The sequence below is a fragment of the Citrobacter sp. wls615 genome, assembly GCF_005281355.1.
GTDB classification, from domain to species: Bacteria; Pseudomonadota; Gammaproteobacteria; order Enterobacterales; family Enterobacteriaceae; genus Citrobacter; species Citrobacter werkmanii.
Window position 1 is genome coordinate 157,363 of sequence record NZ_SZXM01000020.1, and the last position, 14,773, is coordinate 172,135.

The 14,773-nt window shown below is 52.1% G+C and carries 13 protein-coding genes; 9 read left to right on the forward strand and 4 right to left on the reverse strand.

Translation table 11 applies throughout. The annotated features are described in order from the left end of the window. Positions 1–9: 9 nt before the first annotated feature. Together hslJ and FDX04_RS06765 are read right to left on the reverse strand one after the other, a co-directional pair. Positions 10–429: a heat shock protein HslJ gene (hslJ, locus tag FDX04_RS06760; protein ID WP_137370668.1), complete on the reverse strand. Its 420-nt coding sequence runs from the start codon at positions 427–429 to the stop codon at positions 10–12. 111 nt (positions 430–540) lie between these two features. Further along, complete coding sequence (locus FDX04_RS06765; RefSeq protein WP_137370669.1) at positions 541–1,530, reverse strand: 2-hydroxyacid dehydrogenase; 990 nt, start codon at positions 1,528–1,530, stop codon at positions 541–543. A gap of 246 nt (positions 1,531–1,776) precedes the next feature. On the opposite strand from FDX04_RS06765, the gene FDX04_RS06770 reads away from it, so the two are divergent. From FDX04_RS06770 to FDX04_RS06790, 5 genes are all read left to right on the forward strand, one after another. Next, entirely contained in the window at positions 1,777–1,989 is a 213-nt protein-coding gene (locus tag FDX04_RS06770; RefSeq protein WP_074458538.1) for a hypothetical protein, read from the forward strand. A gap of 165 nt (positions 1,990–2,154) precedes the next feature. After that, positions 2,155–4,794 carry a YdbH family protein gene (locus FDX04_RS06775; protein WP_137370670.1) on the forward strand — a complete coding sequence of 880 codons (2,640 nt, stop codon included), beginning with the start codon at positions 2,155–2,157 and terminating at the stop codon, positions 4,792–4,794. Continuing rightward, positions 4,791–4,982: a YnbE family lipoprotein gene (locus tag FDX04_RS06780; protein WP_042308207.1), complete on the forward strand. Its 192-nt coding sequence runs from the start codon at positions 4,791–4,793 to the stop codon at positions 4,980–4,982. Before FDX04_RS06775 ends, FDX04_RS06780 begins: the two co-directional genes overlap by 4 nt. 7 nt (positions 4,983–4,989) lie before the next feature. Further along, positions 4,990–5,313, forward strand: coding sequence for a YdbL family protein (locus tag FDX04_RS06785; RefSeq protein ID WP_137370678.1), 324 nt, complete (start codon positions 4,990–4,992; stop codon positions 5,311–5,313). A gap of 143 nt (positions 5,314–5,456) precedes the next feature. Continuing rightward, entirely contained in the window at positions 5,457–5,648 is a 192-nt protein-coding gene (locus tag FDX04_RS06790) for a hypothetical protein (RefSeq protein ID WP_137365473.1), read from the forward strand. Positions 5,649–5,690: 42 nt separating this feature from the next. Here FDX04_RS06790 and azoR read toward each other — a convergent pair whose 3' ends face one another. Beyond that, complete coding sequence (gene azoR / locus FDX04_RS06795; protein ID WP_006684422.1) at positions 5,691–6,296, reverse strand: FMN-dependent NADH-azoreductase; 606 nt, start codon at positions 6,294–6,296, stop codon at positions 5,691–5,693. Between the two features lie 201 nt (positions 6,297–6,497). On the opposite strand from azoR, the gene hrpA reads away from it, so the two are divergent. The 3 genes from hrpA to aldA all read left to right on the forward strand — a co-directional run bounded on the left by hrpA (position 6,498) and on the right by aldA (position 12,917). Beyond that, positions 6,498–10,400, forward strand: a complete 3,903-nt coding sequence (hrpA, locus tag FDX04_RS06800) for an ATP-dependent RNA helicase HrpA (protein WP_137370671.1) — start codon at positions 6,498–6,500, stop codon at positions 10,398–10,400. Positions 10,401–10,480: 80 nt separating this feature from the next. Further along, the gene (locus FDX04_RS06805; protein WP_170975148.1) at positions 10,481–11,278 is read left to right on the forward strand and encodes a YdcF family protein; all 798 of its coding nucleotides are present in this window, start codon (positions 10,481–10,483) and stop codon (positions 11,276–11,278) included. A 199-nt stretch (positions 11,279–11,477) separates the two neighbouring features. Next, positions 11,478–12,917 (forward strand): aldehyde dehydrogenase, encoded by a 1,440-nt coding sequence (gene aldA / locus FDX04_RS06810; RefSeq protein ID WP_079224067.1) that lies wholly within the window; start codon positions 11,478–11,480, stop codon positions 12,915–12,917. An 86-nt stretch (positions 12,918–13,003) separates the two neighbouring features. On the opposite strand, the gene gap is transcribed toward aldA, so the two are convergent. Next, a complete protein-coding gene (gap, locus tag FDX04_RS06815) occupies positions 13,004–14,005 on the reverse strand; it encodes a type I glyceraldehyde-3-phosphate dehydrogenase (protein ID WP_061381283.1) in 1,002 nt (333 codons plus the stop codon). 189 nt (positions 14,006–14,194) lie between these two features. On the opposite strand from gap, the gene cybB reads away from it, so the two are divergent. After that, positions 14,195–14,725 (forward strand): cytochrome b561, encoded by a 531-nt coding sequence (gene cybB / locus FDX04_RS06820; protein WP_042308232.1) that lies wholly within the window; start codon positions 14,195–14,197, stop codon positions 14,723–14,725. Positions 14,726–14,773 lie beyond the last annotated feature (48 nt).

Here is a 14,773-nt window from a genome sequence, read left to right on the forward strand (position 1 = left end):
CCGCGTTTATTACATTAAATCCGCAAGTTTATACGTCAGCGTTTGTTCTGCCGTCGCCAGTGTCAACTGGTCAGCAGTCAAATCGACCTGTGCGCCTTGCTTAAACATTTCGCTGACGATGCCGTCGAGCGCGTTAAGCTGTGGATCGGCGCACATCATGCGGGTCATCGCCATATCTTTCACTTTCAATTCGCCGTCGGACAGCTTGCCCTGACCGTGGAATTGATTACACATCTTTCCCGATACCGTCATGTTTTCGCCAAAACTCAATTCGGGTGGGTTGTTGGCGACGGTAACAGCTTTACCATTCACGCTCTGCAAAACGAAACGGTGATGCTGTAACTGGTCGCGATTGACGGAAACTTTTTCGCTGCTCACACAGCCAGCCATCAGTGTGCTGAGGGCAATCAACGTGACAACTTTCTTCATTAAAACTCTCTAAGTTCGTGACCGGAATACATTCAATATAATAATGATACTGACTATTTTATCATCGGCAATTGTCTGAAAATGCCCCCCTAAAGCCAGGGGGCACAAGGATTAGAAGAGGGCGTTTGGACAGGTTTCGCCTTTGGCGATTTGTTCCAGATTTTGCAGCGTCGTTTCAGAAATGCTGGTCAACGCTTCGGCGGTCAGAAACGCCTGATGCCCGGTAAACAGCACGTTATGACAGGCTGACAGACGGCGGAACACATCATCCTGAATCACATCATTGGATTTATCTTCAAAGAACAGGTCGCGTTCGTTTTCATATACGTCCATTCCCAAAGAGCCAATTTTCTGGTTTTTCAGAGCATCGATAGCCGCCTGCGAATCGATTAGCGCCCCGCGACTGGTGTTAATAATCATCACGCCGTTTTTCATTTGCTCAAAGGCTTCCTGATTGAGCAGATGATAATTTTCCGGCGTTAACGGGCAGTGCAGGGAGATAACGTCGGACTCAGCAAACAGCGTTTTAAGATCGACATATTCCACGCCTAATTCCAGAGCCGCGGCGCTTGGGTAGGGATCGAACGCCAGCAGGCGCATACCAAAACCTTTCAGGATCCGCAGCGCAGCAATACCGATTTTACCGGTACCAATCACCCCAGCCGTTTTGCCATACATGGTAAAGCCGGTTAGCCCTTCAAGAGAGAAGTTGGCATCACGGGTACGCTGATACGCGCGATGTATACGGCGATTTAAGGTCATCATCATGCCAATCGCATGCTCAGCGACGGCTTCAGGCGAATAGGCCGGGACGCGTACCACCTGCAGACCGAGCTCTTTTGCCGCGTCGAGATCGACGTTATTGAACCCGGCACAGCGCAGGGCGATATATTTCACACCCAGCTTTTTCAGTTCTTCCAGAACCGGTCGGCTGCCATCGTCGTTGACGAAGATGCATACCGCTTCGCAGCCATGGGCTGTTTTGGCTGTTTTCTCCGTCAGCAGAAAGTCAAAAAATTCAAGTTCAAAACCAAAAGCCTCGTTAACCTGCTGCAGATACTTTTTGTCGTACTGTTTTGTACTATAGATGGCGAGTTTCATAAGACTTTCTCCAGTGATTTTGACGTCACATTAGTTCAATTCAAATTATTTTACAAAATCTAAAAAGTTATTGATAGTCATAGAAGTAATGAATATCTGAAGCGTATCTTTTGTTAGTGTGGGCAGGTTACGCGATTTCAACAACTGGATATTTTCCATCTGTGGAGCAGGTAGTGTGGGTAAAAAGCCAGGTGATTCACATCCAGACAGCTACGCTTATACAGGTAGCAGATATCGGGAGGAGTTATGCTAACTCACTCTGAAGCAAAACGATGGGCCACCTTAATGCTTAAGGCGGCTTTATGCGATGGAATGAAGCCCGAAGAAATTTCCCGCCAGGTGCATCTTGTCTGTGATCATCATGGCAAGGAATGTCTTGAAGAACTTATAGAAGAAATATTGATAGAGGCTGGTCGGATAGGACCTAAACATAGCGATGGACAACTGAACCATCATTGAGTCCGAGCCCATGCGCCACTATGTTGGAATCCTTCCTGACGGCACGTGTAACAGCGTGCCACATAGCGCTGTTATCTATCCTTAATGTGGGCATATCCAGTTAAACATGCCACAATACAGGCCTAAACCGGCTTAAATTTTGATAAATCAGGATATTAACTACCCATGAAGGGTAAATATAAAGCCGTTCTGGCACTCCTCTTATTATTGATTCTCGTGCCGCTGACGCTGGTGATGACGCTTGGCTTATGGGTCCCGACCCTGGTGGGCGTCTGGTTACCTGTGGGGACACGTATCGCGCTGGATGAGAGTCCACGGCTGACACGGCATGGGCTGCATATCCCGGAACTCCGCTATCTGGTCGATGATTGCCCGCTGGCACGCATTACTCAGGCGGACCTGTCCCATCCCAGCCGCTGGTTGCTCAATGTCGGGACAATTGAGCTGGATTCCGCTTGCCTGGCCAAATTACCGCAGACAGAAGCGTCTCCGGTAGCACCCAAAACGCTGGCTGAATGGCAATCGATGCTGCCCAATACCTGGATCAACATCGACAAACTTATTTTCTCTCCCTGGCAGGAATGGCAAGGAAAACTGTTGCTTTCGCTAACGCCCTCTACTCAGCAACTGCGCTACCAGGGTGAAAAGGTTAAACTCCAGGGGCGTCTGCATGGGCAAAATCTGACGGTAAATGAGCTGGATGTTGCTGCATTTGAAGGGCAACCGCCGGTAAAACTGGTCGGTGAATTTACTATGCCGCTGGTTCCGGATGGGTTACCAGTGAGCGGTCATGCCGTTGCGACGTTGAGCTTGCCGCAGGAACCCACGCTTGTGGATGCCGAACTGGAGTGGCAAGAAAACAGCGGACAACTGATCGTCATGGCGCGGGATAGTGCCGATCCACTGCTCGATCTTCCGTGGGAAATAACCCGCCAGCAGTTGACCATCAGCGATGGTCGTTGGAACTGGCCTTATCAGGGATTCCCGCTAAGCGGGCGGCTGGGCATGAAAGTTGAAAACTGGCAGGCAGGGCTGGAAAACGCCGTGGTGAGCGGGCGTCTGAACATTTTGACGCAAGGCGATGCCGGTAAAGGAAATGCCGTTTTAACGCTGGGGCCAGGTAAGTTGGGCATCGATAATAACGAGATGCCGTTACAGCTGATCGGCGAAGCGAAACAGGGCGATCTGATCTTCTACGCAAAATTACCCGCCAAACTCACCGGAAGCCTGAACGATCCACAACTGGCGTTTGAGCCAGGGGCGCTGTTGCGTTCGCGGGGGCGGGTAATTGATTCGCTGGATATTGACGAGATTCGTTGGCCGTTGGCGGGCGTAAAGATAACACAACGCGGGGTGGATGGCCGTCTACAGGCTATTTTGCGTGCGCATGAAAACCAGATGGGGGGCTTTGAACTGCATCTGGATGGTCTGGCAAATGAGTTTCTTCCTGATGCCGGTCGTTGGCAATGGCGCTACTGGGGCGAAGGCAGCTTTACGCCGATGCATGCTCGCTGGGACGTGGCGGGTAAGGGTGAATGGCATGACAACACGCTGAAGCTATTTGATCTCTCCACCGGATTTGATCACCTGCAATACGGCACCATGACGGTGGAAAATCCACGCCTGGTAATGGATGAGCCGATCGTCTGGGTACGGGACGCGACCAAACCGACGTTTAGCGGCGCACTATCACTGGACGCAGGAAAAACCGTCTTCACCGGCGGAAGCGTCTTACCTCCCTCAACGCTAAAGTTCAGCGTGGAAGGCAGCGACCCGACGATTTTCCAGTTCAAGGGCCAGCTTCACGCGGGTGCGATTGGCCCCGTACAGCTAAATGGTCGTTGGGACGGGATCCGTCTGCGCGGACAGGCCTGGTGGCCAAAACAATCACTCACCGTGTTCCAGCCGCTGATCCCGCCAGACTGGAAAATGAAACTGCGTGAAGGTGATCTCTATGCGCAGGTCGCATTCTCGGCCGCGCCGGAACAGGGCTTTGAAGCAGGCGGTCATGGGGTATTAAAAGGCGGTAGCGCCTGGATGCCTGATAACCAAATTAATGGCGTCGATTTTATCTTGCCGTTTCGGTTTAGCGAAGGCGCATGGCAACTGGGTACGCGTGGGCCTGTTTCACTGCGTATTGCGGAAGTCGTGAATCAGGTGACGGTGAAAAATATTACTGCCGACCTGCAGGGTGCGTACCCCTGGAGTGAAGACAATCCGTTACTGCTGAGCGATGTCAGCGCCGAACTGCTGGGAGGCAAAGTCATCATGCAGCAACTGCGGATGCCACAGCACGACCCAGCCTTATTACGCGTGCAGAATATCTCCTCCAGCGAGCTTATTAGCGCGGTTAACCCCAAGCAATTCGCCATGTCGGGTCCGGTCAGCGGCGCGTTGCCATTATGGTTAGATAACGAAAAGTGGATCATCAAAGACGGCTGGTTAACCAACCCAGGCCCAATGACGCTGCGCATTGATAAAGACACGGCGGATGCCGTCGTTAAAGATAATATGGCGGCTGGCGCGGCAATTAACTGGCTGCGCTATATGGAAATAACCCATTCCTGGACGAAAATAAACCTGGATAACCTGGGTGTCTTAACGATGCAGGCAACCGTTACTGGCAATAGTCGAGTCGATGGCAAAGTGGGGACGGTTAATTTGAATTACACCCACGAGGAAAACATCTTTACGCTATGGCGCAGTTTGCGTTTTGGTGACAATTTACAGGCATGGCTTGAGCAAAATGCAGCGCTGCCGGAAACCCATTGTCTGGAAGGCAAGGAATGTGAGGAACAACAATGAAAACGATAGCCGCCATGCTGAGTTTGCTGGCTTCATCTCTGGTGGTAGGTTGTACCCCAAGAATCGAAGTGGCTGCGCCAAAAGAGCCGATCACGATTAATATGAACGTCAAAATTGAGCATGAAATCCATATCAAAGTTGATAAAGACGTTGAGAGCTTATTGAAATCGCGCAGCGATCTGTTCTGAGGTAATGATGAAAAAACAGCTTGCAGCGATCCTGGTGGCGCTGAGTTTTATCACCAGCAATGCGTGGGCGTTGACCCTGAATGAAGCCAGAACCCAGGGGCGGGTGGGGGAAACACTTAATGGTTATCTGGTGGCATTACAAACCGATGCTGAAACGCAGGCGCTGGTGAGTGAGATTAATAAGGCGCGAAGCGCCAGTTATCAGCAGCTGGCTGAGAGCAATAATATTCCGCCAGACGAAGTGGCAAAAATGGCCGGGCAGAAGTTAGTTGCTCGCGCTAAACCGGGGGAGTATGTCCAGGGCATAAACGGTAAGTGGATGAGGAAATAATAATCATTTCTGAGCGTCGTTGTTGGATTGGTATTACAAGTGGAGGATCCTTCCGGATTATTCATCGACATCGCAATAGTTGCCACACGGCATCAAACTGATGTTGATATAGTTCAACACCGGTCGCGTCGTGGAGTGAAATCATGTGGCTTCTCAAGTGGTATGTCTGGAATCGTTGGGTGTTCAAGCTGTTAAGCCGGGATGTCGCGGAGCCGGAACAATTTTTAGCTCATTGCTGGGAAGAAAATCTGGCGAAATGCAGGGAATATGCCACCATATGGCGTGATATTAATCGCATTCACGGCAAGCAGGTACATGTGCGGGCAAAGAAGTAGGTACCGAGAATCCCTCCCACCGGATGGTGAGAGGGGGAATTATCAGGCAGCAACCACGCTGTCGATAGCGGCTTTCGCATCGGACTGTGCTTTAGATGCCACTTCCGGGCCGTAAGCGATACCTTCAGCAAAGACAACGTTCACGTCGGTGATACCGATAAAGCCCAGGAACACGTTCAGGTACGGTGTGATCAGGTCAGTCGGCGTATCTTTATGAATACCACCACGGCTGGTCAGCACCACTGCGCGTTTACCGGTCACCAGACCTTCCGGACCTTTCTCGGTATAACGGAAGGTCACGCCAGCACGGGCAATCAGGTCAAAGTAGTTTTTGAGTTGCGTCGGAATGTTGAAGTTATACATCGGCGCGGCGATAACAATCACATCATGCGCTTTCAGTTCAGCGATCAACTCGTCAGACAGCGCCAGCGCTTCTTGCTGACGCGGCGTCAGCGGCGCATCGCTTGGGCGCAGCGCACCCACCAGTTCGCCATCCAGCACCGGAACAGGATTTGCAGCCAGGTCGCGGACGGTGATTTCATCAGCAGAGTGCTTTTCACGCCACTGTTCAACAAAATAATCAGACAACTGACCAGACTGAGAGTACCCTGCCAGAATACTGGATTTAAGAACTAATACCTTGCTCATGGGTGTTTCCTTTTATGTGTTTGAAGGGGTAGTGCCCCGTTGCTTGTTGACACTTTATTCACAATCCTGTCGCAGTGATAGCGCAATATATCGAATCCTATGTTCGAAATTATTGAACAACACATAAAAAGCCCCGATGTGGTACTCTATATCTATCATCTAAAAGAGATTTAACCCGGCAGAACTCTGCCTTTTAACGCTATGACAGAACAACCAAAATTAACCTTCAACATGCTGCAACAACAGCTGGACTCGCTGATGCTGCGCGACAGGCAGCGTTTTGCGCGCCGTTTGCACGGCGTGAAGAAGGTTAAAAATCCTGATGCACAACAGGCCATTTACCAGGAGATGGCAAAAGAGATCGACCAGGCAGCCGGTAAAGTTGTGCTGCGTGAAGCGGCGCGTCCGGTCATCAGCTACCCGGAAAACCTGCCCGTCAGCCAGAAAAAACAGGATATTCTGGAAGCCATTCGCGACCATCAGGTGGTGATTGTGGCTGGTGAGACCGGTTCAGGTAAAACCACCCAGTTGCCGAAAATCTGTATGGAACTGGGACGCGGGGTAAAAGGGCTGATCGGCCATACCCAGCCGCGTCGTCTGGCGGCGCGTACTGTGGCGAACCGTATCGCGGAAGAGCTGCAAACCGAGCCGGGCGGCTGTATCGGTTATAAAGTCCGTTTTAGCGATCATGTTAGTGACAACACCATGGTTAAGCTGATGACGGACGGTATCCTGCTGGCAGAAATCCAGCAGGATCGGCTGCTAATGCAGTACGACACCATCATCATCGATGAAGCGCATGAACGCAGCCTGAACATTGATTTTCTGCTTGGCTACCTGAAAGAACTTCTGCCGCGTCGTCCGGATCTAAAGATTATCATCACTTCGGCGACCATTGACCCGGAACGCTTTTCTAAGCATTTCAACAATGCGCCGATTATCGAAGTCTCTGGCCGAACCTATCCGGTGGAAGTACGCTATCGACCGATTGTTGAAGACGCAGATGACACTGAGCGCGATCAGCTACAGGCAATTTTTGATGCCGTAGATGAGTTAGGGCGTGAAAGTCAGGGCGACATTCTGATCTTCATGAGCGGCGAGCGCGAAATCCGCGACACCGCCGATGCCCTGAATAAGCTGGATTTGCGTCACACCGAAGTGCTGCCACTGTATGCGCGTCTCTCCAATAGCGAGCAGAACCGTGTATTCCAGTCACACAGCGGTCGTCGTATTGTGCTGGCCACCAACGTGGCGGAAACCTCGCTGACCGTACCGGGCATCAAGTATGTGATTGACCCGGGCACTGCGCGTATTAGTCGTTACAGTTACCGCACTAAAGTCCAGCGTTTGCCGATTGAACCGGTGTCGCAGGCCTCTGCCAACCAGCGTAAAGGCCGCTGCGGTCGTGTTTCAGAAGGGATCTGTATTCGTCTGTATTCTGAGGACGACTTCCTGTCGCGTCCGGAGTTTACCGATCCGGAGATCCTGCGTACCAACCTGGCGTCCGTTATTTTGCAGATGACCGCGCTGGGGTTAGGGGATATCGCGGCGTTCCCGTTTGTTGAAGCGCCGGATAAACGCAATATTCAGGACGGGGTGCGCCTGCTCGAAGAGCTGGGGGCGATAACCACCGACGAACAGGCAACCGCTTATAAGTTAACGCCGTTGGGCCGTCAGCTGTCGCAACTGCCGGTGGATCCGCGTCTGGCGCGTATGGTACTGGAAGCACAAAAACATGGCTGTGTGCGTGAGGCAATGATCATCACCTCGGCGCTGTCCATTCAGGATCCGCGCGAGCGCCCAATGGACAAGCAGCAAGCTTCCGACGAGAAGCACCGCCGCTTCCATGACAAAGAGTCTGATTTCCTGGCGTTTGTGAACTTATGGAATTACCTCGGCGAGCAGCAAAAAGCGTTGTCGTCAAACCAGTTCCGCCGTCAGTGTAAAGTCGACTTTCTTAATTATCTGCGCGTACGTGAATGGCAGGATATCTACACGCAACTGCGCCAGGTGGTAAAAGAATTGGGCATTCCGGTTAACAGCGAACCTGCTGAATACCGGGAAATCCACGTCGCATTGTTGACCGGTTTACTGTCCCATATTGGGATGAAAGATGCCGATAAGCAGGAATTTACCGGTGCGCGTAACGCTCGTTTCTCGATCTTCCCGGGCTCCGGTTTATTCAAAAAACCGCCGAAGTGGACGATGGTAGCGGAGTTGGTGGAAACCAGCCGCCTGTGGGGACGTATTGCCGCGCGTATCGATCCCGAGTGGGTGGAGCCAGTTGCGCAGCATCTGATCAAGCGATCATACAGTGAACCGCACTGGGAGCGCGCGCAGGGCGCGGTAATGGCGACAGAAAAGGTCACCGTCTACGGCTTACCGATTGTTGCTGCCCGTAAGGTGAACTACAGCCAGATCGATCCGGCGCTGTCGCGTGAACTGTTCATTCGTCATGCGCTGGTGGAGGGTGACTGGCAAACGCGCCATGCTTTCTTCCGTGACAACCTGAAGCTACGGGCTGAGGTGGAAGAGTTAGAGCATAAATCGCGCCGTCGCGACATCCTGGTCGATGATGAGACGCTGTTTGAGTTTTACGACCAGCGTATTAGCCATGATGTGGTTTCTGCCCGCCACTTCGATAGCTGGTGGAAGAAAGTCTCCCGCGAGACCCCGGACCTGCTCAACTTTGAAAAGAGCATGCTTATCAAAGAGGGCGCGGAAAAAATCAGTAAGCTGGATTATCCGAACTTCTGGCACCAGGGCAATCTCAAACTGCGTTTGAGCTACCAGTTCGAACCGGGAGCCGATGCGGACGGTGTGACCGTGCATATTCCGCTCCCACTGCTCAATCAGATCGAAGAGAGCGGTTTTGAATGGCAAATTCCAGGCCTGCGCCGCGAGCTGGTGATCGCCCTGATTAAGTCGCTGCCGAAACCGGTACGACGTAATTTTGTGCCTGCTCCGAACTATGCTGAGGCATTTTTAGGCCGCGTGACGCCGCTGGAACTGCCGCTGCTGGACGCGCTGGAACGTGAACTGCGCCGGATGACCGGTGTCACCGTTGACCGCGATGACTGGCATTGGGATCAGGTACCCGATCACCTAAAAATTACCTTCCGGGTGGTGGATGATAAGAACAAGAAGCTACAGGAAGGGCGTTCGCTACAGGATCTGAAAGACGCCTTGAAGGGTAAGGTTCAGGAAACGCTGTCCGCGGTGGCGGATGACGGTATCGAACAGAGCGGATTGCATATCTGGAGCTTCGGGCAGCTTCCGGAAAGTTACGAGCAAAAACGGGGCAACTATAAGGTAAAAGCGTGGCCAGCGCTGGTCGATGAGCGTGACAGCGTTGCCATCAAATTGTTTGATAATCCGCTGGAGCAGCAACAGGCCATGTGGTGCGGTTTACGCCGCCTGTTGCTGTTAAATATTCCTTCGCCGATTAAATACTTACACGAGAAGTTGCCTAACAAAGCCAAGCTGGGGCTGTATTTTAACCCGTATGGCAAAGTGCTGGATTTGATTGACGACTGTATCTCCTGCGGTGTGGATCGGTTGATCGACGCCCATGGTGGTCCCGTGTGGACGGAAGAGGGCTTTGCGGCGTTGCATGAGAAGGTGCGGGCTGAACTGAACGATACGGTGGTGGATATCGCGAAGCAGGTCGAACAGATCCTGACCGCGGTGTTTAATATCAATAAACGTCTGAAAGGGCGTGTGGATATGACCATGGCGTTAGGGCTTTCAGATATCAAAGCGCAAATGAGCGGGCTGGTGTACCGCGGATTTGTCACTGGTAATGGTTTCAAACGCCTGGGCGATACGTTGCGTTATTTGCAGGCTATTGAAAAGCGTCTGGAAAAACTGGCCATCGATCCACACCGTGACCGCGCACAGATGCTGAAAGTGGATAGTGTGCAGCAGGCTTGGCAGCAATGGTTCAATAAACTGCCGCCTGCACGCCGTGAAGATGACGACGTCAAAGAGATCCGCTGGATGATAGAAGAGCTGCGTGTCAGCTACTTTGCCCAGCAGCTTGGTACGCCGTATCCTATTTCAGATAAACGTATTCTGCAGGCGATGGATCAGATCACGGGTTAACGCGGTGCGGGACTGTAGGCCGGACACGGCGTAGCCGCCATCCGGCCTCTGTACCCGGTAAAGAATAAACACCAGGAGTCATGAATATGAGTCAGTTTCCGACGCTTTCCGCGACCACGCTGGCGGCGATCAATACTGTAGGGCAATGGCTGGCGCAGAGCGATTTTACGGGGGAGATCACGGTTCAGTCAGATTGCGTAATTCTGGCGGGGAACGCGGTGATCCCGACCATCGACGCCGCTTGTCGGATCGCGAAAGACCAACAGGTCCCCTTATTGATTAGTGGGGGCATAGGCCATTCCACGCGCTTTCTGTATGACGCGATTGCCCGACATCCTCGCTACAATATCATTCGAACCACCGGACGTGCAGAAGCGGCGATCCTTGCCGATATCGCTCACCAGTTCTGGCACATTCCGGGGGAGAAGATTTGGGTGGAAGACCAGTCAACAAACTGCGGTGAGAATGCCCGATTTAGCTGTGCGTTACTGAGCCAGGCGACAGAAAGCATTCATACCGTCATTGTGGTACAGGATCCGACCATGCAACGCCGCACGATGGCCACGTTTCAGCGCGTAACCCGCGATGAGCCGCATGCACCGCGCTGGTTGGGTTTCCCGGGATTCGTCCCGGAGTTGGTCCAACAGCGCGACGGCGTAGACTTTGCGCCAACGGTCGAAGGCCTATGGTCGGTGGATCGCTATCTTTCGCTCATTACCGGAGAGTTGCCGCGCCTGCGGGACGATGTTAATGGCTATGGTCCCTGTGGCCGCGATTTTATCGTGCATGTGGATATTCCAGGTAACGTTGAGGCAGCCTGGCAGCAACTGAAAAGCGATACCACGTTGTCAGACTTACTGGAGAGCCGCTCTCTGTGATCTCCGCTGCCCGTTTGTAAGCGTTTTGCTGCAAACGGGCATAAATCCCGCCCGTTTTTTCCTTTCATCATCGCTTTGCCAGGCGCTTTTATGAAGCTGCTCACAGAACAGTCACTGTCGTGATAATTCGTCAGGCATGATTGATATTAATTAACAATAGTTTTACTTGTTAAAAACAAATCAATCACAGGAGAAGCGCATGTCAGTACCCGTACAACATCCTATGTATATCGATGGGCAGTTTGTGACCTGGCACGATGACGCCTGGATTGATGTCGTCAATCCGGCCACGGAAGAGGTTATCTCACGTATTCCGGATGGACGTGCCGAAGATGCGCGTAAAGCGATAGACGCCGCCCAGCGCGCTCAGCCTGAGTGGGAAGCGCTGCCTGCCATTGAACGGGCGAACTGGCTACGCAAAATATCTGCGGGTATCCGTCAACGCGCCAGCGAAATCAGCGCATTGATAGTGGCTGAAGGTGGGAAAATACAGCAACTGGCCGATGTTGAAGTCGCATTTACCGCCGATTATATCGATTACATGGCGGAGTGGGCACGTCGTTATGAAGGCGAGATCCTGCAAAGCGATCGCCCGGGCGAAAATATCCTGCTGTTTAAGCGCGCTCTGGGCGTGACGACGGGCATTCTACCGTGGAATTTTCCGTTCTTCCTGATTGCTCGCAAACTGGCCCCCGCGCTGCTGACGGGCAATACCATTGTTATTAAACCGAGTGAGTTTACGCCCAACAATGCCATCGCTTTTGCCAAAATTGTTGATGATATCGGCTTGCCGCGCGGGGTATTTAATCTGGTCCTTGGACGCGGTGAAACGGTCGGCCAGGAACTGGCCGGAAACCCGAAAGTCGCAATGGTCAGCATGACCGGTAGCGTTGGCGCGGGCGAGAAAATTATGGCTGCAGCGGCCAAAAACATCACTAAAGTCTGCCTGGAACTGGGGGGGAAAGCCCCGGCGATCGTGATGGATGATGCTGACCTTGAACTGGCCGTGAAGGCAATTGTTGACTCACGGGTGATCAATACCGGACAGGTATGCAACTGTGCCGAACGTGTGTACGTCCAGAAAGGTATTTATGACCAGTTCGTTAATCGCCTGGGGGAAGCGATGAAAGCTGTACAGTTCGGCAATCCGGCTGTGCGCAATGACATTGCGATGGGACCGTTGATTAACGCCGCTGCGCTGGAACGAGTAGAGCAGAAAGTTGCGCGAGCGGTGCAGGAGGGGGCCAGAGTGGTGCTGGGCGGTAAGGCGGTAGAAGGCAAAGGCTATTACTATCCACCGACATTACTGTTAGATGTGCGCCAGGAGATGGCGATTATGCACGAGGAGACATTTGGTCCGGTGCTGCCTGTGGTGGCGTTTAATACGCTGGAAGAGGCGTTGACGATGGCCAACGACAGCGATTATGGATTGACCTCATCGATTTACACGCAAAATCTGAACACGGCGATGAAAGCGATTAAGGGGCTGAAGTTTGGCGAAACCTATATTAACCGTGAAAACTTCGAGGCAATGCAGGGCTTCCACGCAGGGTGGCGCAAGTCCGGGATTGGCGGGGCAGACGGTAAACACGGTCTGAACGAATATCTGCAAACGCAGGTGGTTTATCTGCAGTCCTAAGTTTTTAGCCGGGTGAGTTTGTACGTCACCCGGCGCAATTCTTACACTTTGGCGGCTATACCGTTCATTCGACCTCCGCCACAACGTCAGAGCTTGATAAATTTATCCAGCGTACGAATAAGTTGGGTCACAAAACCGTACTCGTTATCGTACCAGGCGACGGTTTTTACCAGTTGCAGATCGCCCACTTCGGTAATCTCGGTTTGTGTCGCATCAAATACCGAACCGAAATGTGAGCCAATCACATCTGACGAGACAATCTCCTCGTCGGTATAGCCAAATGACTCATTATTCAGCGTGGCTTTTTTCAGCGCGTCATTAACCTCTTCAGCGGTAACCTTTTTACCCAATACCGATACCAGTTCCGTGACGGATCCGGTTTTCACCGGTACGCGCTGGGCGTGGCCTTTTAATTTTCCGCTCAATGCCGGAATCACCAGGCCAATCGCTTTCGCCGCACCGGTGGTATGGGGAATGATGTTCTCTGCCGCCGCCCGCGAGGCGCGCAGATCTTTTCCGCGAGGGCCATCTACCAGCGATTGTGTCCCCGTGTAGGCATGGATGGTTGTCATGGTGCCCAGTTGAATACCGAAGTTGTCATGCAGAGCTTTCGCCATCGGCGCCAGGCAGTTAGTGGTGCACGATGCGACAGAGATAATTCGATCGTTCGCATCCATCGTGTCGTCGTTCACGTTAAAAACAATGGTTTTCATGTCCCCGGCAGGGGCGGATATCAGGACTTTTTTGGCGCCTGCGTCCAGGTGCGCGTTGGATTTTTCCGTTGAGGTATAAAAACCGGTGCATTCGATGATGATCTCTGCGCCAGTGGCTTTCCACGGAATATTTTTGGCCTCTTTTTCTGCATAAACAGCGATTCTTTTACCGTCGACAATCAGCGCGTCTTCGGTAAAGTCGATACTCCAGGGAAATGGACCGTAATTTGAGTCGTGTTTTAACAGATAGGCGAGAATTTTGGGCGAGGTCAGGTCATTAATGGCGACGACCTCCACGCTGCTTTTGACCTCCAGTAGTCGACGCAATACCAGACGACCGATACGACCAAAACCGTTAATGCCAATTTTACTCATGGTTTTCTCCTGTCAGGATGAGGCGGTACGACATATTTTCCCTACCAGGCATAGTCCAGTCGGGCATCCGGGGCAATAGCTGTTTTTGCGCTTAAACGTAACTGACTGATAATGGATGAACAAAAATTAATGAATTTTTAACAAAAGCCCGTTATGTTGACGCATTATTGTTTTTATTCAGGAAGTGTTATGGGGAATAAGTATTCTGGCCTGCAAATTGGTATTCACTGGCTGGTTTTTTTGTTGGTCATTGTGGCCTACAGCGCCATGGAGTTTCGCGGGTTTTTCCCGCGTAGCTATCGTCCCTTGTTCAACATGGTGCACGTATCCTGTGGCATCACAATTTTAACGCTGATGGTGGCGCGTCTGCTGGTCAGGCTGAAATATCCGGCGCCGCCGATTGTGCCAAAACCGAAACCGATGATGACCGGAATGGCGCATCTGGGGCATCTGGTTATCTATCTGTTGTTTATTGCGTTGCCGATTATTGGTCTGGTGATGATGTACAACCGGGGGAATCCGTGGATTGCATTTGGCATCGTCATGCCATATGCGGCAAAAGCCAACCTTGACCTCGTGGAGATGCTGAAGTCCTGGCACGTGACGCTGGCAAACCTGGGCTATTTTGTTATTGGTTTGCATGCCGCGGCTGCCCTGATGCATCACTACTTCTGGAAGGATAATACGCTGCTGCGCATGATGCCGCGTAAGCGTTCCTGACGTAACGCCCCGCAAGTGTGCAATACCGATCAGTTAAGGATCGGTTGA